General features: G+C 68.2%; 19 protein-coding genes. 10 read left to right on the top strand and 9 right to left on the bottom strand.

Annotated elements, in window-relative coordinates; genetic code table 11:
• Positions 1-11: 11 nt before the first annotated feature.
• The 3 genes from B5Y19_RS18935 to B5Y19_RS18925 form a co-directional block, all read right to left on the bottom strand.
• Positions 12-956, bottom strand: a complete 945-nt coding sequence (locus B5Y19_RS18935) for an aspartate carbamoyltransferase catalytic subunit (RefSeq protein WP_055729329.1) — start codon at positions 954-956, stop codon at positions 12-14.
• Positions 957-1,022: 66 nt separating this feature from the next.
• Positions 1,023-2,267 (bottom strand): multidrug effflux MFS transporter, encoded by a 1,245-nt coding sequence (locus tag B5Y19_RS18930; RefSeq protein WP_055729328.1) that lies wholly within the window; start codon positions 2,265-2,267, stop codon positions 1,023-1,025.
• A complete protein-coding gene (locus B5Y19_RS18925) occupies positions 2,264-2,719 on the bottom strand; it encodes a MarR family winged helix-turn-helix transcriptional regulator (RefSeq protein WP_055729327.1) in 456 nt (151 codons plus the stop codon). Before B5Y19_RS18925 ends, B5Y19_RS18930 begins: the two co-directional genes overlap by 4 nt.
• A gap of 164 nt (positions 2,720-2,883) precedes the next feature.
• Between B5Y19_RS18925 and B5Y19_RS18920 the strand changes: the two genes are divergently transcribed.
• Positions 2,884-4,020, top strand: a complete 1,137-nt coding sequence (locus B5Y19_RS18920; protein ID WP_244555640.1) for a serine hydrolase domain-containing protein — start codon at positions 2,884-2,886, stop codon at positions 4,018-4,020.
• A gap of 192 nt (positions 4,021-4,212) precedes the next feature.
• Here the strand turns inward: B5Y19_RS18920 and panB are convergent, their stop codons facing one another.
• Positions 4,213-5,031 (bottom strand): 3-methyl-2-oxobutanoate hydroxymethyltransferase, encoded by an 819-nt coding sequence (gene panB / locus B5Y19_RS18915; protein WP_055729326.1) that lies wholly within the window; start codon positions 5,029-5,031, stop codon positions 4,213-4,215.
• Between the two features lie 209 nt (positions 5,032-5,240).
• On the opposite strand from panB, the gene topA reads away from it, so the two are divergent.
• Complete coding sequence (topA, locus tag B5Y19_RS18910) at positions 5,241-7,919, top strand: type I DNA topoisomerase (protein ID WP_055729325.1); 2,679 nt, start codon at positions 5,241-5,243, stop codon at positions 7,917-7,919.
• Positions 7,920-8,172: 253 nt separating this feature from the next.
• Positions 8,173-8,646 carry an aminoacyl-tRNA deacylase gene (locus B5Y19_RS18905; protein ID WP_055729324.1) on the top strand — a complete coding sequence of 158 codons (474 nt, stop codon included), beginning with the start codon at positions 8,173-8,175 and terminating at the stop codon, positions 8,644-8,646.
• 188 nt (positions 8,647-8,834) lie between these two features.
• Here the strand turns inward: B5Y19_RS18905 and B5Y19_RS18900 are convergent, their stop codons facing one another.
• A complete protein-coding gene (locus B5Y19_RS18900; protein WP_079591924.1) occupies positions 8,835-9,920 on the bottom strand; it encodes a tlde1 domain-containing protein in 1,086 nt (361 codons plus the stop codon).
• 456 nt (positions 9,921-10,376) lie between these two features.
• On the opposite strand from B5Y19_RS18900, the gene B5Y19_RS18895 reads away from it, so the two are divergent.
• Positions 10,377-11,633: an MFS transporter gene (locus B5Y19_RS18895; protein WP_176168661.1), complete on the top strand. Its 1,257-nt coding sequence runs from the start codon at positions 10,377-10,379 to the stop codon at positions 11,631-11,633.
• Between the two features lie 83 nt (positions 11,634-11,716).
• On the opposite strand, the gene B5Y19_RS18890 is transcribed toward B5Y19_RS18895, so the two are convergent.
• Positions 11,717-14,041 (bottom strand): bifunctional salicylyl-CoA 5-hydroxylase/oxidoreductase, encoded by a 2,325-nt coding sequence (locus B5Y19_RS18890; protein ID WP_055726469.1) that lies wholly within the window; start codon positions 14,039-14,041, stop codon positions 11,717-11,719.
• Between the two features lie 232 nt (positions 14,042-14,273).
• Between B5Y19_RS18890 and B5Y19_RS18885 the strand changes: the two genes are divergently transcribed.
• The 6 genes from B5Y19_RS18885 (at position 14,274) to B5Y19_RS18860 (ending at position 19,988) form a co-directional block, all read left to right on the top strand.
• Complete coding sequence (locus B5Y19_RS18885) at positions 14,274-15,029, top strand: SDR family NAD(P)-dependent oxidoreductase (RefSeq protein WP_055726468.1); 756 nt, start codon at positions 14,274-14,276, stop codon at positions 15,027-15,029.
• A 7-nt stretch (positions 15,030-15,036) separates the two neighbouring features.
• Positions 15,037-15,576 carry a MarR family winged helix-turn-helix transcriptional regulator gene (locus tag B5Y19_RS18880; RefSeq protein ID WP_055726498.1) on the top strand — a complete coding sequence of 180 codons (540 nt, stop codon included), beginning with the start codon at positions 15,037-15,039 and terminating at the stop codon, positions 15,574-15,576.
• Positions 15,576-16,412 carry an enoyl-CoA hydratase family protein gene (locus tag B5Y19_RS18875; protein WP_055726467.1) on the top strand — a complete coding sequence of 279 codons (837 nt, stop codon included), beginning with the start codon at positions 15,576-15,578 and terminating at the stop codon, positions 16,410-16,412. Before B5Y19_RS18880 ends, B5Y19_RS18875 begins: the two co-directional genes overlap by 1 nt.
• A 1-nt stretch (position 16,413) precedes the next feature.
• On the top strand, positions 16,414-17,673 hold the full coding sequence (locus B5Y19_RS18870) for an acyl-CoA dehydrogenase family protein (RefSeq protein WP_055726466.1): 1,260 nt from the start codon (positions 16,414-16,416) through the stop codon (positions 17,671-17,673).
• 66 nt (positions 17,674-17,739) lie between these two features.
• Positions 17,740-19,380, top strand: coding sequence for a benzoate-CoA ligase family protein (locus B5Y19_RS18865; RefSeq protein WP_055726465.1), 1,641 nt, complete (start codon positions 17,740-17,742; stop codon positions 19,378-19,380).
• A gap of 200 nt (positions 19,381-19,580) precedes the next feature.
• Positions 19,581-19,988: a RidA family protein gene (locus B5Y19_RS18860; RefSeq protein ID WP_055726464.1), complete on the top strand. Its 408-nt coding sequence runs from the start codon at positions 19,581-19,583 to the stop codon at positions 19,986-19,988.
• A gap of 39 nt (positions 19,989-20,027) precedes the next feature.
• Here B5Y19_RS18860 and B5Y19_RS18855 read toward each other — a convergent pair whose 3' ends face one another.
• Genes B5Y19_RS18855 through B5Y19_RS18845 form a run of 3 tightly spaced genes read right to left on the bottom strand, consistent with a single transcriptional unit; the run spans position 20,028 to position 23,319 of the window.
• Positions 20,028-21,689, bottom strand: a complete 1,662-nt coding sequence (locus B5Y19_RS18855; protein ID WP_055726463.1) for a GTP-binding protein — start codon at positions 21,687-21,689, stop codon at positions 20,028-20,030.
• A complete protein-coding gene (gene cysD / locus B5Y19_RS18850; RefSeq protein WP_055726462.1) occupies positions 21,689-22,591 on the bottom strand; it encodes a sulfate adenylyltransferase subunit CysD in 903 nt (300 codons plus the stop codon). Before cysD ends, B5Y19_RS18855 begins: the two co-directional genes overlap by 1 nt.
• Positions 22,588-23,319, bottom strand: a complete 732-nt coding sequence (locus B5Y19_RS18845; protein WP_055726497.1) for a phosphoadenylyl-sulfate reductase — start codon at positions 23,317-23,319, stop codon at positions 22,588-22,590. The genes cysD and B5Y19_RS18845 overlap by 4 nt, the downstream gene beginning before the upstream one ends.
• Between the last annotated feature and the right edge of the window lie 161 nt (positions 23,320-23,480).

The raw sequence follows: 23,480 nt of genomic DNA, 5'->3' as shown, positions 1-23,480 counted from the left end.
TCCTGCCACGCTCAGATATTCGGGAGGTGCTGCGCCAGCGCATCGAGCACGGCCATGCGGACGGCCACGCCCATCTCGACCTGCTCGCGGATCAGCGACTGGGCGCCGTCCGCGACCTCGGAGGAGATTTCGACGCCGCGGTTCATCGGGCCCGGATGCATGACGAGCGCATCGGGCGCGGCGCGCTCCAGCTTCTCGCGATCGAGCCCGTAATAGCGGAAATATTCCTTCGAGGAAGGCACGAAGGCGCCGTGCATGCGCTCGAGCTGAAGGCGCAGCATCATCACGATGTCGGCGCCCTCCAGCCCCTTGTTCATGTCGGTGTAGACCTCGACGCCCATGCGCTCGATGCCGGCCGGCAGCAGCGTCGAGGGCGCGATCAGCCTGACCTTGGCGCCCAGGGCGCTGAGCAGGATGATGTTGGAGCGGGCGACGCGGGAATGCACGATGTCGCCGCAGATCGCGACGGTCAGCCCGGCGATGCGCCCCTTGTTGCGGCGGATGGTCAGCGCGTCGAGCAGTGCCTGGGTCGGGTGCTCATGGGCGCCGTCGCCGGCATTGACCACCGAACAGCTGACCTTGCGGGCGAGCAGGTTGACCGCGCCGGCGGCGTGATGGCGCACGACGATGATGTCCGGCCGCATGGCGTTGAGCGTCGCGGCGGTGTCGATCAGCGTCTCGCCCTTCTTCACCGAGGAAGAAGCGACGGACATGTTCATGACGTCGGCGCCGAGGCGCTTGCCCGCGAGCTCGAAGGAGGCTTGCGTCCGGGTCGAAGGCTCGAAGAACAGGTTGATCTGGGTGCGACCGCGCAAGGTCGCCGCCTTTTTCTCGACCTGGCGGGAGAGCGCGACATAGGCCTCGGCCCTGTCCAACAGCGCCTCGATGTCCAGATGGGACAACCCCTCGATCCCGAGGAGATGACGGTGCGGGTAGAGCGGTGCTGGCGATGTCATTTGAAGCGGGGTTCATAGGCCCGAGTCGCGCGAGGCGCAAGGCTCGGACGCAGCGAAGCGACGATGTCACTCCGCGGCGGCCTCTACGGGTTTCTGCGCGACGGTCCGGCGGCGCGCCCGCAGCGCCAGCGCGAAGCAGAGCTGGGCACCGAGCGCCGCCACCGTCAGGACCGCGCCGGAAGCGAGCGCCGGGTCGCCGCCCAGGCCGGCCAGCGAGGTGGCCAGCGCGCCGATGGCCATCTGGATGAAGCCGTAGAAGCCGGAGGCGGAACCGGCCAGACGGGGATCGACGCTCATCGCCTCGGCGAGGGCCGGCGCGCTCGCGATGCCGGCGCCGAAGGTGAAGGCCATGGCCCCGCCCAGCGTGAGCGCGAGGCCGAGATGGCCGGAAAGCGCGCTGCCGAAGAGAAGCACGGCGCCGAGCAGGCTGATCGCGCTGCCGCCGGTCATGAGGCTGGCGAGCCGCACGCGGCCCACCAGGCGACTGGAACAGAGATTGCCCAGCCAGATACCGACGGCGATCAGCGCGAGATAGGTGCCGACCTCATGCGCCGGCCGCCCCAGATCGCGGGTGAAGATGAAAGGCGCGGCGCTGATGAAGGCATACATCGGCGTCGTCGCGAGGCTGCCGCCGACCGCATAGCCGAGAAAGGCCGGCGTGCGCAGCAGGCGCCGGTAGCCGCGCAGCACCGCGCCGAAATCGGCGCTGGCGCTCGGCCGCGCCGTTTCCGGCAGGACGCGCCAGGTCAGCAGCATGTTCGCCACGCCCATCGCGGCAAGGCCGAAGAAGATCGCGCGCCATCCGAAGCTCTCCGAGACGGCCGTGCCGATCAGCGGCGCGACCCCGGGGCCGAGGATGACGATCAGGTTCATGGTTGCGAGGCGGCGCGTCGAATCGGCCATGCCCGAGCCGTCGCGCACGATCGCCCGGCCGAGGACGATCCCGGCGCAGCCGCCGAGCGCCTGCAGCAGGCGCGTCGCGATCAGGGCCTGGATGCCCGGCGTCAGCGCCGCGGCAATGCTGGCGAGGGTGTAGAGGACGAGCCCGGCCATCAATACCGGGCGGCGGCCATAGCGATCAGAAACAGGGCCGTAGAAGAGCTGCCCGAAAGCCAGCCCGAGGATGTAGCAGCTGATTGTCAACTGCAGCGAGCCGGCGCTCGCGCCGAGATCATGCGCCGCGCGCGGCAGCGCCGGCACGAAGACATGCATGGCGAGCGTGCCGCTGAAGGTGATCATCGCCAGCAGCCAGAGCGGCGCCGGCCGGACCCGGGCCGCAGGAATCGGATCGGGCGGCAGCTGGGCGGTCATGCCATGTCGCTTTCGGGGAGAGCCGCAAGCACGTCGCAGATCCGCTCCAGGACCGCCGCGGCGCGTTCGATATCGGCTTCCGGAATGCCCTGGATCGTCGCCAGCCGCACATCCCGCGCGATCGCCTCGACCTGCGCGACGAGCCGTTCCGCCTCCGGCGTCAGATGGATCGTCTTGGCCCGGCGATCGCCCTCGTCCTCCCGCCGCTCGACCAGGCCGGCCGCCTGCAGGTTGTCGAGCAGGCGGACGACAGTGGACCCATCGAGGCCGAGCGACGCCGCCAGGTCCTTCTGGCGCATCGGCGCCATGGCGCGCGACAGGTGCAGCAGCGGCAGCCAGGTCGCCTCGGTCAGACCGTAGGCCTGGAGCCGGACGTCGACGGCCCGGCGCCAGAGCCGGGCGGCGCGCCCGATCGTCCGGCCGATCATGTCCTTCGGGCTGGTGGGTTCCATGGCATTCCAGATTTTGATGCAGAAACAATAATTGCATACACATCTATTTCAATGCGCATGCGGGTCATGGCTGCCACGCTCCGCCCGCAAATGCGCATGGCGCGGCTTGCACGGGCCGGAGCTTTCGACGAAAGCTCGACACCCTGCCTGCCGGAGGTGCCGCCTTGCCCAACCCGACCGAAGCCTATGTTCCCGCAACCGATGGCGCCGCCTGGCAGACGCTGAGCCCCGCCGAGGCGGGCTTCGATGCCGGCAGGCTCGCTGCGGCGGTCGCCTTCGCGCAGGAGCATGAGAGCCCCTGGCCGCGCAGCCTCTATTATCCGGACGGCAGCTATGTCGGGAATGTCGAGTGGAACGAGCGCGGCCCCTGGACCGAGATCGTCGGGCCGGTGCGCGAGCGCGGCGGCCCGGCCGGCCTCGTCCTCAAGGGCGGGCGCATCGTCGCCGAATGGGGCGACACCGCCCGCACCGACATGACCTTCTCGATCGCCAAGAGCTATCTTGCCGTGCTCGCCGGCATCGCCTTCGACGACGGGCTGATCCGCGATGTCGAGGAGCCGGTCGGCAAAAGCGTGGACGACCCCGCCTTCGCCGGACCGCATAACAGCCAGATCACCTGGCGGCACCTGCTGCAGCAGTCGAGCGAATGGCAGGGCGAGATCTTCGGCAAGTCCGACCAGGTCGACCATAACCGCCAGATCGGACCCGGCGCCGACAACAGCCGCAAGGGCCAGCGCCGCGAATTGAAGCAGCCCGGTACCTTCTACGAATACAACGACGTGCGGGTGAACGTGCTGGGCTATGCCCTGCTCCAGCGTTTCCGCCGGCCGCTGCCGGAGGTGCTGCGCGAGCGCATCATGGATCCGGTCGGCGCCTCGCCGGACTGGCAGTGGCAGGGCTACAGCACCTCCTTCGTCACGATCGACGGGCGCGAGGTCCAGTCGGTGCCGGGCGGCGGGCACTGGGGCGGCGGCCTGTTCATCGGCGCGCGCGACCATGCCCGCTTCGGCCTGCTGATCGGCCGCAAGGGCCAGTGGAACGGCCGGCAGCTCATCTCGCAGGGCTGGGTCGAGCGGATGCTGACGCCCTCCCCCACGCTCGGCAATTACGGCTATCTCTGGTGGCTGGCGCGCGGGCCGGCGGCACGGCCGGGCCTTCCCGAGACCGCCTTCTCGGCGCTGGGGGCCGGCAGCAACGTGGTCTGGGTCGAGCCGGAGCAGGACATCGTCGCCGTGCTGCGCTGGATCAACGGCGCCTCGACCGAGGGCTTCATCGATCGGCTGCTCGCGGCGCGGGCCTGAGTGCTCGCCGCGTTCGCCCGAGAACCGCCTTCGTCATTCCGGGGCAAGCCGAAGGCTTGAGTCCGGAACCCCATAACCGCAACGCTTGCCGGATAGGACACCGGCCCGCCCGCTTCCTTCTGCTCTATCGACGGTTATGGGTTCCGGGCTCTTCGCTGCGCGAAGCCCCGGAATGACGGCGTGGTTTCGAGCTTAGTCCTTCACCGCATAGACGTGCTCCGGGCCGGGGAATGCCCGGGACCGGACCGCGTCCGCGTAACCCGCGACCGCCTTGTCGACCTCTTCAGCGAGGTTGCCGAAGAGCTTGACGAATTTCGGCACGCGCCCGGTCAGGCCGAGCATGTCGTCGAGCACGAGCACCTGCCCGTCGCAGGCCGACGAGGCGCCAATGCCGATCACCGGGATCGCGACCCTGCCGGCGATCTCGGCAGCCAGCGGCTCGGCCACCGCCTCAAGGACCACGGCGAAGGCGCCGGCCTCCGCCACAGCCCCGGCATCGGCGATGATCGCCGGCCATTCGTCGCGGTTGCGCCCCTGCGCCTTGAAGCCGCCGAGCACGTTCACCGCCTGCGGCGTCAGCCCGACATGGGCCATCACCGGGATGCCGCGCTCGACCAGGAAGCGAATGGTCGGGGCCATGCGCTGTCCGCCTTCGAGCTTGACCGCGCCGCAGCCGGTCTCCTGCATGATGCGGGCGGCATTGCGGAAAGCCTGTTCCGGGCTCTCCTCATAGCTGCCGAACGGCATGTCGACGACGATGAGCGCGCGCTGCGAGCCGCGCATCACCGCCTGGCCGTGCAGGATCATCATCTCCAGCGTGACCGGAACGGTGCTGTCGAGGCCATGCACGACCATGCCCAGCGAATCCCCGACGAGCAGAAAATCGCAGTGGCGGTCCGCCAGCGCCGCCATCGGCGCCGTATAGGCGGTCAGGGACACGATCGGATCGCCGCTCTTGCGGTTGCGGATGTCCAACGCCGTCAGGCGCCTGATCTGTGCTTGCGACGACACGCTCTTCTCCCCATCTCCCGGCCGAAGCCAACGAAAGGCCCTAAACGGTTCGGTGCGACGCAAAAAGCACAATCGGCGTTTGACACGGCCCGTCCGCTGAACCACTTTCGCGCGCAATTCCGAAACGCCGGAGCCTCGCCGGTCGTGGAACCGCCCGTCACGGGCCGGCTCCACGCTCTGATCAAGGCTGTCATCGAGACCTAGAAATCATGAAGCTCCTCGTCGTCGAGTCGCCGGCCAAGGCCAAGACGATCAACAAATATCTCGGCTCCGACTACGAGGTCATCGCCTCGTTCGGGCATATCCGCGACCTGCCGGCCAAGGACGGCTCTGTCGAGCCCGACAACGACTTCGCCATGAAATGGGAGATCGAAGGCCGCGGCGCCAAGCAGGTCTCCGAGATCGCGCGCGCCGTGAAGGGCGCCGAGAAGCTCATCCTCGCCACCGACCCGGATCGCGAGGGCGAGGCCATCTCCTGGCATGTGCTGGAGGCGCTCAACCAGAAGAAGGTGCTGAAGGGCATCCCGGTCGAGCGCGTCACCTTCAACGCCGTCACCAAGGACGCCGTGCAGAAGGCGCTGGCCAATCCGCGCGCGATCGACCAGGCGCTGGTCGACGCCTATCTGGCGCGCCGCGCCCTCGACTATCTCGTCGGCTTCACCCTCTCGCCGGTGCTGTGGCGCAAGCTCCCCGGCGCCCGCTCGGCCGGCCGCGTGCAGTCCGTGGCGCTGCGCCTGGTCTGCGACCGCGAGCGCGAGATCGAGGCCTTCCGGGCCCGCGAATACTGGTCGCTTGTCGCGACGCTCGCGACCGAATCCGGCCAGACCTTCGAGGCGCGGCTCGTCGGCGCCGACGGCAAGAAGATCGCGCGGCTCGACATCGGCAACGAAGCTGAGGCCAAGGCCTTCAAGGAGGCGCTGGAAAGCGCCCTCTTCACCGTGGCCGAGGTCGAAGCCAAGCCGGTCAAGCGCCATCCGCAGCCGCCCTTCCAGACCTCGACGCTGCAGCAGGAGGCCTCGCGCAAGCTTGGCCTCGCCCCGGCCCGGACGATGCAGCTTGCCCAGCGCCTCTATGAAGGCGTCGACATCGGCGGCGAGACGGTCGGCCTGATCACCTATATGCGAACCGACGGCGTCGACATGGACGGCTCGGCCATCGCCGCCGCTCGCCGCGTCATCGGCAAGGAATTCGGCGAGAAATACGTGCCGAACGCGCCGCGCAAATACACGGTCAAGGCCAAAAACGCGCAGGAGGCCCACGAAGCCATCCGCCCGACCGATCTCGGCCGGCTGCCGGCGATGGTCGCGCGCCATCTCGAGCCCGAGCAGGCGAAGCTCTACGAGCTGATCTGGAAGCGCACCATCGCGAGCCAGATGGAATCGGCCGAGATGGAGCGCACCACGGTCGACATCGCCGCCAAGGTCGGTGCCCGCCATCTCGATCTGCGCGCTTCCGGACAGGTCGTGCTCTTCGACGGCTTCCTGACGCTCTACCAGGAGAGCCGCGACGACGAGGAGGACGAGGACTCCAAGAAGCTGCCGGCGATGAAGGCCGGCGACAAGCTGGAGAAGCGGGCCATTGCCGCCGACCAGCACTTCACCGAGCCGCCGCCGCGATTCTCGGAAGCGAGCCTGGTCAAGCGCATGGAAGAGCTCGGCATCGGCCGGCCCTCGACCTATGCGGCGACGCTCTCGACCCTGCGCGACCGCGAATATGTCCGCATCGAGAAGAAGCGCCTCGTGCCCGAGGACAAGGGCATGCTGGTGACGGCGTTCCTCGAGAGCTTCTTCGGACGCTATGTCGAGTTCGATTTCACCGCGAACCTGGAAGAGAATCTCGACCGCGTCTCGAATGCCGAGATCGACTGGAAGGCGCTGCTGCGCCAGTTCTGGGAGGAATTCACCGCCTCGATCGGCGAGACCAAGGATTTGCGCGTCGGCGACGTCCTGGAGGCCCTGAACGGCATCCTGGGCGACTATATCTTCCCGCCGAAGGCCGACGGCTCAGATCCGCGCGTCTGCCCGAATTGCGGCAACGGCCAGCTCTCGCTGAAGCTCGGCAAGTTCGGCGCCTTCGTCGGCTGCTCGAACTATCCCGAGTGCCGCTATACGCGCCCCCTCTCCGTCCCTGCGGCCGAGGGCGAGGCTAGCGCCGAGGGCGGCCAGGGCACGCCGGGCGTGCGCATCCTCGGCACCGACCCGGTGACCAATCTCGAAGTGACGCTGCGCGATGGCCGCTTCGGCCCCTATATCCAGCTCGGCGAGGGCGAGAAGCCGAAGCGCTCCAGCCTGCCCAAGGGCATGAGCCCGGCAAGCGTGACGCTGGAGAAGGCGCTGGCGCTGCTCTCCCTGCCGCGCGAGGTGGCGAAGCATCCCGAGTCGGGCGAGCCTATCCTGGTCGGCATCGGCCGCTATGGGCCCTACGTCCAGCACGGCAAGGTCTACGCCAATATCGACAAGGACGACGACGTGCTCGAACTCGGCGCCAACCGCGCCATCGACCTGATCGTCGCCAAGGAAAGCGGCGGCGGGCGTGGCGGCCGGGCGGCGGCGACGCCGGGCCGGGCGCTCGGCGACCACCCTGACGGCGGCGCACTCGAGGTCAAGGCCGGGCGCTACGGCCCCTATGTCGCCTGGGGCAAGATCTTCGCGACGCTGCCGAAGGCGATGGCGCCGGAGAGCATCACGCTGGAACAGGCGATCGAGCTGGTGAACGCCAAGGCGGAAGCGAAGGGCGGCGCCAAGGGCAAGGCCAAGGCCGCCGGTGCGGCGAAGGCCAAGGCTCCGGCGAAGAAGGCTCCCGCGAAAAAGGCCCCCGCCAAGAAGGCGACGGGCGAAAAGGCGGAGAAGGCACCGGCCAAGAGCAAGGCCAAGGCGGCGAGCGGCTGAGCGCATCACTGCGCGGGACAAGCGAAGCAACGACGGGGCTCCGCCATCATGCTCGACCTTGTGCCGAGCATCCACGTCTCGAACACAAGCTTGATCCGGCGAAGACGTGGATGGTCGGGACAGGCCCGACCATGACGGCAGAGGCTGTCGCGCGAGCCCCTTGAGCGCCGCCCCGCTCCACCGTTGACTTCACCCGGGATGGGAGGAGGATACCCGCTCTGATGCGTCACCACGCAAGAGAGGGGCGCCTATCATGACCATCGCCAAGAAGCTCCAGAGCTATATCGACGGCCGAGGCATCGCCTATGACACCGTCGCCCATAATCGCACGGCCACCAGTGGCCAGACGGCGCAGGCGGCCCATATTCCCGGCAGGAAGCTGGCCAAGTCGGTCGTCGTTCATCACGAGACCGGCTATGTGCTTGCCGTCGTGCCGAGCACGCACCGGATCGAGCTTTCACGTCTGCAGGATGTGATGGCGAAGCGGCTCGGCCTCGCCTCCGAGGACGAGATCGGCTCGCTGTTCTCCGATTGCGACATCGGCGCCGTTCCGCCGGTCGGATCGGCCTATGACGTGCCCGTGATCCTCGACGAGAGCCTCGGCGACGCCCAGGAAGTCTATTTCGAAGGCGGCGACCACCGGACATTGGTGCATGTCAGCGGTGCCGACTTCCTCAACCTGATGAAGGATGCGCGGGTCGCAAGCTTCAGCCACCCGTCCTACTAGATCGCTGTCGGATCAGGCTGGATCGTCATTGCGAGCGAAGCGAAGCAATCCAGGAGAATTGGGTGAAACGTTCAGCCCAGTCTCTCTGGATTGCTTCGTCGCTTTGCTCCTCGCGATGACGCCCCCGGCGATCCCGCCTGAGCGAAAAGCGCTTTAGGGGCATTGGCGGCGGGCGCGCAGGCCGGAGGTCAGGCGTTTCCTGCGACCACCACGATGCGCTTCACCTCGCCTCGCAGGAAGGCCTGCAGGAAGCGATCATAGTCCTTGAACGAGATGCAACCGTTCGAGTCGCCACGCGGGCCGAGCAGATAGGTGTGGGCCAGCAGGCCGGTGCGCCCATGGATGGCGCCACTGCCGCCGACCGGGTTGAGGCGAATGGCGCGCACGCCATGGAACAACGCCTCGCGCTCGGTCAGCGTATAGGTGTGAGGCGGCGTGACGCCCTTCATTCGGACATGGGCGTAGCGCACATCGTCCATCATCTCGCCGAGGCCGGAATGCGCCTCGAGCCGTTCGCCGTTCGGCATGTAGACCATCTTCGCGGCGATGTCGTAGATCGCCGTGCCGGCCTCGGCGGTGCGGGGCGGGGTGCCGGCGGACGGGCTGAGACGGTTGATGCGGCCGCGGTCGATGACGTCGTCCTGCGGCGCGGCATAGGCGAGCGCGGTGCCGGCGGGCTGCTGCTTCTGCACGCCGAAGATCTTTTCGAAGAAGTTGCGGTTGTCCTCCGGCGTCGGCGCGGATGCCGCGGCGGTGCGGTTGCGGCGCGGCGCCGTCGGCTGCGCCACCCGCGGCTGCGGCGGCTCCGCCTTGGGCAGCAGGTCCGTGGGGCGCGGCACCGGCATCGGCGTGCCCTTCTCCGCCAGGGTGACCGGCGGCTGCGGCGGCAGGGGCAAGGCGGGCTCGGCGTCGGGAGCGGCGACCGCGACGGCGGATGGGGAGACGGAAGCGGGCGCCGGCTGGAAGGCGGAACGGACCGGAGCATTTCGGCTGAAGGAATCCGGCCTCCCCCCGGACAGCGCCGGGTCGAGCAGGCCGCTATAGGCCGGGGCGGCCTGCGACGCGACGCGGCTGGCGGGCGCCTTGCGGGCACCGGCGACCGGAGCGTTGCCCGCGTCGGGCCCGGGCGCGCCCTGCCCCAGCAACCAGAATCCGGACAGGGCGCCGCCGCTCAAAGCGGCGAGGATCAGGACGGCCTTGGCGAACGGCCGACGACGGCGGCGCGACCGCACATAGGGCACGCCACCTTCCCGCACATAGGTCGCATAGGTCATACGCCGCACTCTCGATACGCTTACGCCACGCCCGGCGGCGGACACGGCTTCGCCCTTCGCGCCCCGCGGGAGGGAGGCGCGACGCGCGTCGCGAAATGACCGAGCATGCCGGGAGAACCCAAACTTCGTTCTGACTCGATAAGGCGCCTGGTTGGTTAATCGCCGGTGAACCGGATCGATAATTTTCATCGGTTCACGGCCGCGGCAGCCTCCGGCCGGCGCGGCCCTGCAAGGCCATGCAAAGGCGGCGTCATCATGGCCGGCTCACGCCGCAGGGACGGCGCAATTTTGCCCTAGGGCCGGGTTTGGCTCATCTTTCCGGACAAGGCTGACATGCCGGCCCTCCCTCCCACATCGGCTCTCGAATCGGATATGTCGGACGGATCGCAGCCTCAGGGATTACCCTCCCAAGGACAGCAAGCCTCGCTGGCGGCTGCGCAGGAGGGCGGGAGCGCCGTGAGCCAAGCAGCCGAGCCGAGGACGAGCTCCGTCGCGGCATTGGGCGCCATCGTCAGCGGCGCGCTGATCCTGCAGATCGCCTCCACGATCGTGAACACCGTCGTGCCGCTGAAGATGGCGCTGGAGCAGAAGGCCCCTCTGCTGATCGGCCTCGTCGGCTCCGCCTATTCGGTCGGCTTCCTGGCCGGCTGCTTCGTCATCCCGGCCTTCATCCGCCGCGTCGGACATATCCGCGCCTTCGCGGTCTTCGCGGCGCTGCAAGCCGTGCTGACTCTGAGCTTCGCCATGACGCCGCTCGACCTCTGGGGCATCTCGCGGCTGGGCATGGGCTTCGCCGGCGCCGGCCACGCCATCTGCATCGAGAGCTGGATCAGCGGCCAGGCCAAGGCCGGCCAGCGCGGACGCATCTTCGGCTTCTACCAGATCCTGAACCGCCTCGCGCTGATCGGCTCGCAGATCGGCGTCGGCTATGTCTCGCTGCAGTCGCACGACATCTTCCTGATCGCCAGCGCCACCTTCTCGATCGCGCTGATCCCGGTCGGCATGACGAAGGCCAAGGGGCCGGAATCGGGCGAGGTCGTCTCGGTCCGGCTCAACACGATCTGGCAATATGCGCCGGCCTCCGTCATCGGCTGCCTCTATGTCGGGCTGATGGGCGGAGCGCTCACCAATGTCGCACCGGCCTACGGCATCCTGATCGGGCTCGACCAGGCCTGGGCGATCCTGCTCACCGCCGGCATCCAGATCGGCGCGCTGGTGCTGCAATGGCCGCTCGGCCTGCTGGCGGACCGTGTCGAGAGCCGCATCATCATGCTCAGCGCCACGCTTTCGGTGGTGCTCTGCTCGCTGGCGCTGGGTGCCGTGCTCTGGTTCGCCGTGCCCCATACCCGGTTCTGGCTGTTCGGCCTGTTCGCGCTGATCGGCGCGGGCGCGATGCCGATCTACACGGTCGCCGTGGCGCACGCCTATTTCCGGCTCGGCCGCGAGCGGGCGCTCGGACTCTCGGCGCAACTGCTGTTCCTCTGGGCGACGGGCTCGGCCATCGGCCCGCTGGTCTCGACCGCCTTCATGCAGGCGGTGGGGCCGAACGGGCTGCTCGCCTATCTCGGCCTGCTCTCGGCCGCCGCGGCCGCCTATCTCGCCTTCCGGCTGCGCCGCAACCCGCCCTCGGCCAACCCCTTTGCCGAACGCCCGGCCACCGCGCCGACCATTCCCGACGTCTCGCCCTCGGGGCGCGCGCCGACCGGGAAGTAGCACACCGTTCCCCCGTCATTGCTTCACTGCGCTCGCAATGACGGAGAGCGGCGCGGCGGCCGCCCTGCCGAGGAGCCGAGAGATCAGGCCACCGGGGCGTGGCGGCTGGGCTTGGCCTTGAGCTTCAGCTCCTGCAGCTCCTCGCGCTCGCGCGGCGTGTTACGCATGAGCTGATCCTTGCCGGGCTGATACTGCACCGGCTGGGCGACATCGACGCCGTACCAGGCCGCTGCGCGCAGCACGAAGGACGGGTCCGCCAGATGCGGCCGCCCGAGCGCGACGAGATCGGCGCGGCCGGCGGCGACGATGGTGTTGGCCTGATCGGCCGTCGTGATGTTGCCGACGCACATGGTCGCGACCTCGGCCTCGTTGCGGATGCGGTCCGAGAACGGCGTCTGGAACATGCGGCCATAGATGGGTCGCGACTCCGTCGCGGTCTGGCCGGTCGAGACATCGACGAGGTCGCAGCCCTCCACAGCGAAGGCCTCGGCGATGGCGACGGAATCCGCCGCCGATAGGCCGCCTTCGGCCCAGTCCGTCGCCGAGATGCGCACCGACATCGGCTTCTCACACGGCCAGATCTCGCGCAGCGCCCGGAAGACCTCGAGCGGAAAGCGCAGCCGGTTCTCGACCGAGCCGCCATATTCGTCCGTGCGCCTGTTGGTCAGCGGCGAGAGGAAGCTCGCCAGCAGGTAACCATGGGCGCAATGCAGCTCGAGCATGTCGAAGCCGGCGCGCTCGCCGCGTTCGGCCGCGGCGACGAATTCGGTCGTCACGCGGTCCATGTCGATGCGCGTCATCTCGCGCGGCACCTGGCTCTCAGGATAATAGGGCAAGGGCGAGGCCGAGACGACCGGCCAGGCGCCGTCCCGCAGCGGCCGGTCCATCCCCTCCCACATCAGCTTCGTCGCGCCCTTGCGCCCGGCATGGCCGAGCTGGAGGCAGATCTTCGCCGCCGAATGAGCATGGACGAAGTCGACGATGCGCTTCCAGGCAGCTTCCTGCGCGTCGTTCCAGAGGCCGGTGCAGCCGGGGGTGATGCGCGCATCCGGCGCGACGCAGGTCATCTCGGTGAAGATCAGCCCCGGCCCGCCGACGGCGCGCGAGCCGTAATGCATCAGGTGCCAGTCGGTCGGCAGACCGTCCTGCGCGGAGTACTGGCACATCGGCGAGACCGTCATGCGGTTCTCCACCCGCATCCCACGCAGCTTGAAGGGCTGGAAGGCCGGCGGGACGGGCGAACCATCCCTGCGCCGCTTCGCCAGATCCCCGAGACCATCGGCGACGAGCCTGTCGACGGCCGCGACCATCTCCGGAGCACGCAGCGCCAGATTGTCGTAGGTGATGGCCTTGGACCGGGTCATCAGCCCGAAGGCGAAGCGCAGCGGCTCGAAATCCCAGAAGCGCCTGAGCTCCTCGAACCAGACCAGCGAGACATCGGCCGCGTGCTGGGTCTTCTCGACCTCCTCGCGCCGCTGCGTCTCGAACAGCTTGAGGCCCGCGGCGACATCGAGCTTCGCCTGCCCCATCGCCCTGTGCAGCGCGATGGCATCCTCCATCGCGAGCTTGGTGCCGGAGCCGATCGAGAAATGCGCTGTCGCCTTGGCGTCGCCGATCAGCACGACATTCTCCACCACCCAGTTGCGGCAGCGGATCATCGGGAAATTGCGCCAGAGCGAGCGGTTGGTGATGAGCCGGTGGCCTTGCAACTCCTCGGCGAAGACGCCTTCGAGGAAGGCGGCCGACTGCGCCTCGTCCATCGCACCCAGGCCCGCCCTCTCGAAGGTCTCGGGGTCGGTCTCCAGCACCCAGGTCGAGCGCCCGGCCTCGTACTGGTAGCAATGGGCGATGAAGAGCCCGTGCTCCGTCTCCTTGAAGAAGAAGGTGAAGGCGTCGAAGGGATGGGTCGAGCCCATCCAGGCGAATTTGTTGGGGCGCAGATCGGTTTCCGGCTGGAAGCGTTCGCGCCAGTTCTCGCGGATGCGGCTATTGATGCCGTCGGCGGCGACGACGAGGTCGTAATCGCGCCTCAGCGTCTCGGCCTCGGCGATATCGACGCCGAAATGCAGGCCGACGCCGAGCTCGCGCGCCCTCGCCTGCACCAGCATCAGGAGCGAGCGGCGCGAACAGCCGCAGAAGCCGTTGCCGGGTACGCGATGGACCGTGTCCTTGAAGTGGATCTCGATGTCGTCCCAATAGGCGAAGTTGTCGCGGATCGCGGCATAGCTCTGCGCGTCCGCCGCCTTGAAAGTGTCGAGCGTCTGGTCGGAGAAGACGACGCCGAAGCCGAACGTGTCGTCGGCCTGGTTGCGCTCGAAGACATCGACCGTGAGCTCCGGCCAGTCGCGCTTCATCAGCAGCGCGAAATAGAGCCCCGCCGGCCCGCCGCCCACGACTGCGATACGCATCGACGCCTCCTCCCCGGAGTCGGCCGGATCGGCCGGAAATTATTTTAAGCCTGAAATTGTTATCCGCTCAAGAGCCTTCGTGATCGCGCGAGAATATGGGCAATCATGGCCGAAGCCGCCGATGCCATCACCTTTTCGTGACATGAATAGGCTCCTACCGGCCGCACTCAAACATCGATCGGCTTGCAAATTGATTGAGACTTAAAATATATTTCCAGAAGGAGAGAACGGCATGGCTCTGCAGGGACAACGCGCGCTGGTGACGGGAGGAGGACGCGGCATCGGCCGCGCCATCGCCACCGCGCTGACGCTGGCCGGAGCGCGGGTCAGCATCCTGGGGCGCGAAGAGACCACCCTGCGCGACGCCGTCGCCGCCGGAGCCGCCGCCGATTTCGCCGCCTGCGACGTGCGCGACGCGGCCTCGGTCTCCGCCGCGCTCGGCCGCCTCTCCGGCGGGCATGCCTTCGACATCGCGGTCGCCAACGCCGGCGCGGTCGAGACCGGCCCGTTCATGCGCAGCGACGGCGAACGCTTCCGCCGCATGGTCGAGATCAACCTGATCGGCACCGTCAACCTGTTCCATGCCGCCCTGCCCGCGATGCTGGAGCGCCGTCGCGGCCGGCTGATCGCCGTCGCCTCGACGGCCGGGCACCGCGGCTATCCCTATGTCAGCGCCTATACGGCGGCGAAGCATGCCGTGGTCGGGCTGGTGAAATCGCTGGCGCTGGAGACCGCGCGCTCCGGCGTCACCGTCAACGCCGTCTGCCCCGGCTATGCCGACACCGACATGGCGACCGCCAGCGTCGACAACGTCGCGGCCAAGACCGGCAAGAGCCGCGAGGATGCGCTGGCGGCGATGCTCAAGGACAATCCGCAGGGACGGCTGATCGCGCCGGAGGAGGTTGCGGCCGCCGTGCTCTACCTCTGCGGGCCGGGCAGCGATGCCGTCACCGGCCAGTCGCTCCTGATCAATGGCGGGGAGTTCTGAGATGGAGATGCCCTCCTCCGCCCTGATGCTCGACCGCGAGACCAAGGCGAGCGAACGCCCCGGCGACCACAAGGACGAATTGCGCCTCTGGCTCAGGCTGCTGACCTGCTCGACCCTGATCGAGACCGAGATCCGCAACCGGCTGCGCGAGGAGTTCAAGACGACGCTACCGCGCTTCGACCTGATGGCCCAGCTCGACAAGACCGCGGTCGGCATGACCGTCGGCGAGGTCTCGCAGCGGCTGATGGTCTCGAACGGCAACGTTACCGCCGTCGTCGCCGGGCTCGTGGCGGACGGGCTCGTCGACAAGCGCCCGGCCCCGCAGGACCGGCGCGTCCAGATCCTCACCTTGACGGCGCAGGGCCGCAAGGCCTTCCGCGCCATGGCCGAGCGGCACGAGACCTGGATCGCCGAGCTCTTCGCCGGGCTCGACCAGCCTGAGATCGGGCAGCTCTTCCGGCTGCTCGGAACGACCAAGACCTCGCTGCATCGCGCCATCGCCGGCCGGACGAAGGACGCCGGCGAGGCGGCCAAGGGAGACGCCTGATGGGCCAGACCGCCAATCCCACGCCCCTGCCGCTGGCCGGCTTCGCGCCCGGGCATTTCAGCCTTTCGGTCACCGGCAAGGTCGCGACGGTGACGCTCAACCGGCCTGAGAAAAAGAATCCGCTGACCTTCGCAAGCTACCGCGAACTCACGGATTTCTTCCTCGCCGCGCAGAAGGAGGAGGCGATCAAGGCGATCGTCGTGACCGGCGCCGGCGGCAATTTCTCCTCAGGCGGCGACGTCTTCGAGATCATCGGCCCGCTGGTCGCGATGGAGACCAGGGATCTGCTCAAGTTCACCCGGATGACGGGCGAGCTGGTCAAGGCGATGCGCGCCTGCCCGCAGCCGATCGTCGCCGCCATCGACGGCGTCTGCGCCGGGGCCGGCGCGATCATCGCCATGGCTTCCGACCTCCGGCTCGGCACCGCCGGCAGCAAGATCGCCTTCCTGTTCAACCGCGTCGGGCTTGCCGGCTGCGACATGGGCGCCTGCGCGATGCTGCCGCGCATCATCGGCCAGGGCCGCGCGGCGGAGCTGCTCTATACCGGCCGCGTACTCAAGGGCGAGGAGGCCGAGCGCTGGGGGTTCCTCAATCGCCTCTGCGCGCCCGAGGCCGTGCTCGCCGAGGCGCAGACGCTCGCAACCGAACTGGCGGACGGGCCGACCTTCGCCAATGCCATGACCAAGCGCATGCTCGAGATGGAATGGGCGATGTCGGTCGAGAGCGCGATCGAGGCGGAAGCCGTGGCGCAGGCCTTGTGCATGCAGACCGAGGACTTTTCCCGCGCCTACCACGCCTTCGCCGAGAAACGGAAACCGGTCTTCGAGGGCAACTGAGATGGGCAGCGCTCCTCGCCTCGGCCTCGACATCCTCGGCGACACGCTGGACTGGCCGTTCTTCGAGGACCGGCACCGCCGCTTCGCCCTGGAGCTCACAACCTGGGCCGATGCCACCCTGGCCGGCCTGCCGCATGCGGATGTCGACGCCGCGTGCCGCGCGCGCGTCGCGGCGCTCGGCGAAGGCGGCTTCTTGCGCGCCGCCGTGCCCGAAACCTATGGGGGCCTGAACCCGACGCTCGATGTTCGCACGCTCTGCCTCGCACGCGAGATACTCGGCAGCCGTGACGGCCTCACCGATTTCGCCTTCGCTATGCAGGGGCTCGGCAGCGGCGCGATCACAATCGCGGGCTCCGAGACGTTGAAGGCGCGGATCCTGCCCGGGGTCTGCGAAGGCGTCCGCATCGCCGCCTTCGCCCTCTCGGAGAAGGAAGCGGGCTCCGACGTCGCCGCCATGGCGACGACCGCGTCGCCGGATGGCGACACTCATGTCCGCATCGACGGCGAGAAGAGCTGGATCTCGAATGGCGGCATCGCCGACCATTACGTCGTCTTCGCCCGCACTGGCGAGGCACCCGGCGCCCGCGGGCTCTCCGCCTTCCTGGTCGAGGCCGATACGCCCGGCCTCAGTATCACCGAGCGCATCGAGGTGATCGCGCCGCATCCGCTGGCGACCTTGCGCTTCGACGGCTGCCGCGTGCCGCTCGAGAACCGGATCGGCGGGCCGGGCGACGGCTTCAAGATCGCGATGGCGACGCTCGACATCTTCCGCTCGACGGTCGGCGCCGCCGCGCTCGGCTTCGCAAGGCGCGCGCTGCACGAGACGCTGGCCCATGCCAATGGCCGCAAGCTCTTCGGCGGCACGCTGGGTGATCTCCAACTATCGCAGGCGGCGATCGCCGACAGCGCGGCAGAGGTCGATGCCGCCGCCCTGCTCGTCTATCGCGCCGCCTGGACCAAGGATCGCGGCGCGCCCCGTGTCACGCGCGAGGCGGCGCTGGCGAAGCTCGTCGCGACGGAGAACGCCCAGCGCGTGATCGACCGAGCCGTGCAGATCCATGGCGGCCTCGGCGTCACCAGGGGCGTCAAGGTCGAGGAATTGTACCGGGAGATCAGGGCCCTGCGCATCTACGAGGGCGCCTCGGAGGTCCAGAAGGTCGTGATCGCGCGCGACCTGCTCAAGACACATGCCGCTGGAGCACGCGCCGGTCAGGTTGCTGCGCAACCTGATCGGATAACGCGTTCTCCCTTCAACGATTAGAGGCGGATTCACCGATCAGGTCGAACCGACCTGATCGGTGAATCCGCCTCTGAGCAGGGGAACGCCATGACAGCAACCGCGTTCGCGAGATCGGGACATGAGGACAGCTTCGCGCGGGACAACCTGCCGCCGCGCGAAAGCTGGCCCGATCTGAGGCTGCAAGAGGCAGGGCTGAGCTATCCGGAGCGATTGAACTGCGTCTCCGAATTGCTCGGCAGGCATCTCGCGGAGGGCCGTGGGACGCACACCGCGGTCATCGCGACCGATCTGCATTGGAGCTATGCGGACCTTGCCGAGAAGGTGAACCGCATCGCCAATGCGCTGACCCGCGATCTCGGCATGGTCAGCGGCAACCGCGTGCTGCTGCGCGCCGGCAATACGCCGATGATGGTCGCGGCCTATCTCGCCGTCATCAAGGCCGGCGGCATCGCGGTCGCGACCATGCCGATGCTGCGGGCGGGCGAACTCGCCTATCCGCTGCGCAAGGCGAAGGTCGCATTGGCGCTCTGCGACCATCGCCTCACCGCCGAGCTGGAGGCGGCGAAAGCGCAGGCGCCGGAGCTTGCCCGCATCGTCGCTTTCGGTGCAGCCGGCAGCGAGCTCGAAATGCTGATGGCGCAGCCGGGCTATGAGCATTTCGAGGCCGCCGACACCGCCCGCGACGATGTCTGCCTGATCGCCTTCACCTCCGGCACCACCGGCGAGCCCAAGGGCACCATGCATTTCCACCAGGACATGCTGGCGATCTGCGATTGCTACGGCGCCCACGTGCTGAAGGCCTCGCCCGACGACCGCTTCACCGGTTCGCCGCCGCTCGCCTTCACCTTCGGGCTGGGCGGGCTCGTGCTCTTCCCGATGCGGATCGGGGCGGCGATGGTGCTGCCCGAGAAGGCCGGCCCGGCAGAGCTGGTCGACGCCATCGAGCGCCACAAGGTCAGCGTCGTCTTCACCGCGCCGACCGCCTACCGCGCCATGCTCGACAAGCTCGACGGGCGCGACATCACCTCGCTGCGCATCTGCGTCTCGGCCGGCGAGGCGCTGCCCAAGGCGACCTTCGACGCCTGGCAGGCGCGCACCCGCATTCCGCTGATGGACGGCATCGGCGCGACCGAGATGCTGCACATCTTCATCGGCGCACCGCGCGAGGCGATCCGGCCGGGCTCGACCGGGCTGCCGGTACCGGGCTACGAGGCGAAGATCGTCGACGAAAACGGGAACGAAGTCGCGGACGGCGCCGCCGGACGCCTCGCCGTGCGCGGCCCGACCGGCTGCCGCTATCTCGCCGACGAGCGGCAGGCCAGATACGTCCTGGACGGCTGGAACATCACCGGCGACACCTATCTGCGCGATGCCGACGGCTATTTCTGGTACCAGGCCCGATCCGACGACATGATCGTCTCGGCCGGCTACAATATCGCCGGGCCGGAAGTGGAAGCCTGCCTGCTGACGCATGAAGCGGTGGCGGAGTGCGGCGTCGTCGGCGCCCCTTGCCCCGATCGCGGGCAGATCGTGAAGGCCTATGTCGTGCTGCGCGCGGGCGTCGCCGGCGACACGGCACTTGCCAAGGCGCTGCAGGAGCATGTGAAGGCCGGTATCGCGCCCTACAAATACCCGCGCGCGATCGCCTTCGTCGACGCCCTGCCGAAGACGGCGACCGGCAAGCTGCAACGCTTCGCGCTGCGCCAAATGGCGCAGCGCGAGGTGTAGGTTCTTTTCAATCGGACCGAATCCAGGAGGCCGTCATTACGAGGAGCGACGAAGCAATCCAAGAGGACTGGGCTGAACGCTTCGGCCCCGTCCTCCTGGAGTGCTTCGCTGCGCTCGCAATGACGGCGCAGCCTGATCGAACAACGCACTCATCCTTCAGACCAACCAGAGCCGAACGGCCAAGATCGAGGCAAAAACCCATGTCAGACGTTCCGCAATCCCGCGCCATCCTGCCCGAGGGCTGGCCGCAGCCGCGCGGCTATGCCAACGGCATGGTGGCGGAAGGCCGCGTGCTGGTGACGGGCGGGCTCGTCGGCTGGGATGCGCAAGGCGTCTTCGCGCAGGGCTTCGTCGGCCAGCTGCGCCAGACCTTCCTCAATATCAGGGCGGTGGTCGAGGCCGGCGGTGGCCGCGTCGAGGATATCGTGCGACTGACCTGGTACGTCACCGATATCGCGACCTATCGCACCAGCCTCAAGGAGATAGGGCCGGCCTATCGCGAGGTCTTCGGCCGCCATTTCCCGGCGATGGCTGTGGTCGCGGTGACAGCGCTGGTGGAGCCCGAGGCGCTGCTGGAAATCGAGGCGACGGCGGTGGTTGGAGCGTAACCCCTTCCATCTCCGGCAGGTTGATCGCGAAGCGAACCGTCAAATCCCCGCGCCGTCCTGCAACGCCCCGTTCGGCGCCTTGCGCCAAAGCCGCATGTGCAGCGCCCGCAAGCCCGGGCGCAGCAGGATGTCGCCGAAGGCCAGTGCCAGCGAGGCCGGGGCGTTCGCCGTAAGCAGGAAGGCCGCCGCGAACAGCCCCGCCGTGCTGAGGACACGCCAGCTCAACGCGGCAAGCCATGCCCTGCGATCCGGCGTGCCGCGCCGGCCGACGATGCGGACGACGTCGCGCCGCAGCCGGGCCAGCGCCCCGCCCTCGCCCACCGCCTGCCGGGCCGCGCCCTCGCCCGGCTCGACGAAGCCGAAGGCGACGGTCTCGTTGCTGATGCGGTCGATCAGGATGAAGCCGCCGAGTTCATGGCTTTGCGCATAGGGCAGCGATACCAGCGGCCTGTCGAGGCGCAGCGTCACAAGGCCGATGCCGTTCATCCGCAGGCTGTGCGCCGGCAAGGGCTGGAAGCCCTCGATATCGATGCTGTGATGCAGGGCCTCGACCGTGGCGCCGGCGCTCTGCGTCGCGAGCTTCACCAGGAACTGCCCACCCTCCAGCATGGCCCGCTCGCCGGTCCAGAGCAGTCGTGCCCTGAGGCCGCGGCTGACCGGCAACACCGTGCCGGCAGCGGCAATGACGTCGCCGCGGGAGATATCGATGTCGTCCTCCAGCGTCACGGTCGCGGACTGGCCGGCGGCGATCTGGCTCGCCTCGCCGGTAGCGCCGATCAACCGGGCGATGCGGCTGGCGCGGCCGGAGGGCAGCGCCACCACCGGATCGCCGATGCGGGCGCGGCCGGAGACCGGCGCGCCGGCATAGCCGCGAAAATCGAGATCCGGTCGGTTGACCCACTGCACCGGCAGGACGAACCCCTCCTCGCCCGCAGCCTCACGATCGAGCGCGACGCTTTCGAGCAGGGGCAGCAATGCCGGCCCGTCATACCAGGGCATGGCGGCCGAACGGGCCATGACGTTGTCGCCGTCGCGGGCCGAGACCGGGACGAAGCGGACGGAGGCGAAGCCGAGGCTCTCAACCGCGGCGCGATAGTCGGCAGCGATCTTTTCGAAGACAGCCTCGTCATAGCCGACGAGGTCCATCTTGTTGATCGCGACCACGACATGGCGGACGCCGACCAGCGAGACGATGAAGGAATGGCGGCGCGTCTGCGGCAACAGACCCTTGCGCGCATCGACCAGGATGACGGCGAGATCGGCGGTCGAGGCGCCGGTCGCCATATTGCGGGTGTATTGCTCGTGACCGGGCGTATCGGCGACGATGAAGCTGCGCCTGTCGGTGGCGAAATAGCGATAGGCGACATCGATGGTGATGCCCTGCTCGCGCTCGGCAGCAAGACCGTCGACCAGGAGCGCGAAATCGAGCGCAGTGCCCTGCGTGCCGAACTTGCGGGAATCGTTGTCGAGCGCGCTGAGCTGGTCGTCGAAGACCGCACCGGCCTCGTAGAGCATGCGGCCGATCAGAGTCGACTTGCCGTCGTCGACCGAGCCGCAGGTGATGAAGCGCAGCAGCGAATGCTGGCCGGTTTCGGAGGCAGCCGGCGTGTCGTTGGCGGGGAGCAGGTTCGCCGGCTTCGCCTTCGGATTCTTCCTGGCCAGGTTCCTTTTGACCAGTTCCCTGGCGACGGCGAAGCCCATCAGAAATAGCCTTCCTGCTTCTTCTGCTCCATCGAGCCCGAGCCGTCATGGTCGATGACGCGCCCCTGCCGCTCGGAGGAGCGGGAGGAGCGCATCTCGGCGATGATGTCGGTGAGGCTCGCCGCCTCGCTCTCCACCGCCCCGGTCAGCGGGTAGCAACCGAGCGTACGGAAACGGACCATCCGGCTTTCGACTGCCTCGCCGGGGCGCAGCTCCATGCGCTCGTCGTCGCGCATGATCCAGGCGCCGTCGCGCCTGACAACCGGGCGCGGCGCCGCGAAATAGAGCGGCACGACCGGGATGTTCTCCAGCGCGATGTAGTCCCAGACGTCGCGCTCGGTCCAGTTGGAGAGCGGAAACACGCGAAAGCTCTCGCCCCGGTGCTTGCGGGTGTTGAACAGCTGCCAGGGCTCGGGGCGCTGGTTCTTCGGGTCCCAGCGATGCTCGGAGGAGCGCAACGAAAAGACGCGTTCCTTGGCCCGGCTCTTCTCCTCGTCGCGACGGGCGCCGCCGAAAGCGGCGTCGAATTTGTGGAGGTCGAGCGCCTGCTTCAGCCCTTGCGTCTTCATCACGTCGGTATGGATGCGCGAGCCCGAGGCGAAGGGGTTGATGCCGGCCTCGACGCCCTCCCGGTTAATGTGGACGATCAGGTCGAGCCCCAGCCGCGCCGCCGTCTCGTCGCGGAAGGCGATCATGTCGCGGAACTTCCAGGTCGTATCGACATGGAGCAGCGGGAAAGGCGGCTTGGCCGGGTAGAACGCCTTCATGGCGAGATGCAGCAAGACCGCGGAATCCTTGCCGATCGAATAGAGCAGCACCGGTTTGTCGCAGGTCGCCACCACCTCGCGGATGATGAAGATCGCCTCCGCCTCGAGCTTCTGCAAATGGCTCAGCTGGATCATGCGTTCACCTGCTCCGGCACGGATTTGCTTCGCTCCAGCTTTCCGTCCGGGCCGAGATGCAGGCCGCATTCCTTGGCCGCGTCGTCCTCCCACCACCAGCGTCCGGCCCGTTCCGGCTCGCCGGGGCGGATGGCGCGGGTGCAGGGCTGGCAGCCAATCGAGACGAAGCCCTGCGCGTGCAGCGGGTTGATCGGCACGCCGTTCTGCTCGGCAAAGGCGAGCGTGCGCTCGCGCGTCCAGTCGAGCAGCGGGCTCGCCTTGAGGAGGCCCCGCCCCACATCGGCCTCGGCCAGCCTGACGTCGCCGCGGGCGGTCGATTGGTCGGCGCGCAGGCCCGTCAGCCAGAGATCGGCGCCGGCGAGCGCACGGCCGAGCGGTTCGACCTTGCGGATGTCGCAGCAGGATTTGCGCGCATCGCGCGAGGCGTAGAAGCCGTTGATGCCGTTCTGGCGGACATACAGCTCGGCCGCCTCATGGCGCGGATAATAGGGGCGGATCAGGAGGCGATAGCGCTCCTCGGTCTCCTGCCAGAGCGCATAGACCTCCGGGAAAAGGCGGCCGGTGTCGAGCGTGACGATGCTGACCGGGAGCCTCGCGGTCGCGATGAGATGGGTCAGCACCTGGTCTTCGAGGCCGAAGGAGGTGGTGAAGATCACGGGACCGGCAGCTTGCGCGACGAGGCCGGCGAGGCGTTCGGGAACCTCGGCTGCGCCGAACGCCGCATTCAAGGCAACGGCGCGGCGCGCGAGTGCTTCGGCAGAGCGGTCGCCTGCCGCTTCCTCGGTTGCCGCCTGATCCCGACCGGGGCCTTCCGCCATGATGCCGTCGCGTCATTCGTTCGGTAAATCGAACAAATCACTTATACCTGCGGACCCCAAAGCTCAATTCA

The organism is Allobosea thiooxidans (assembly GCF_900168195.1).
Classification (GTDB): Bacteria; Pseudomonadota; Alphaproteobacteria; order Rhizobiales; family Beijerinckiaceae; genus Allobosea; species Allobosea thiooxidans.
Note: the sequence above shows the minus strand (reverse complement) of the source record. Positions and strands in the feature narration are given on the sequence as shown.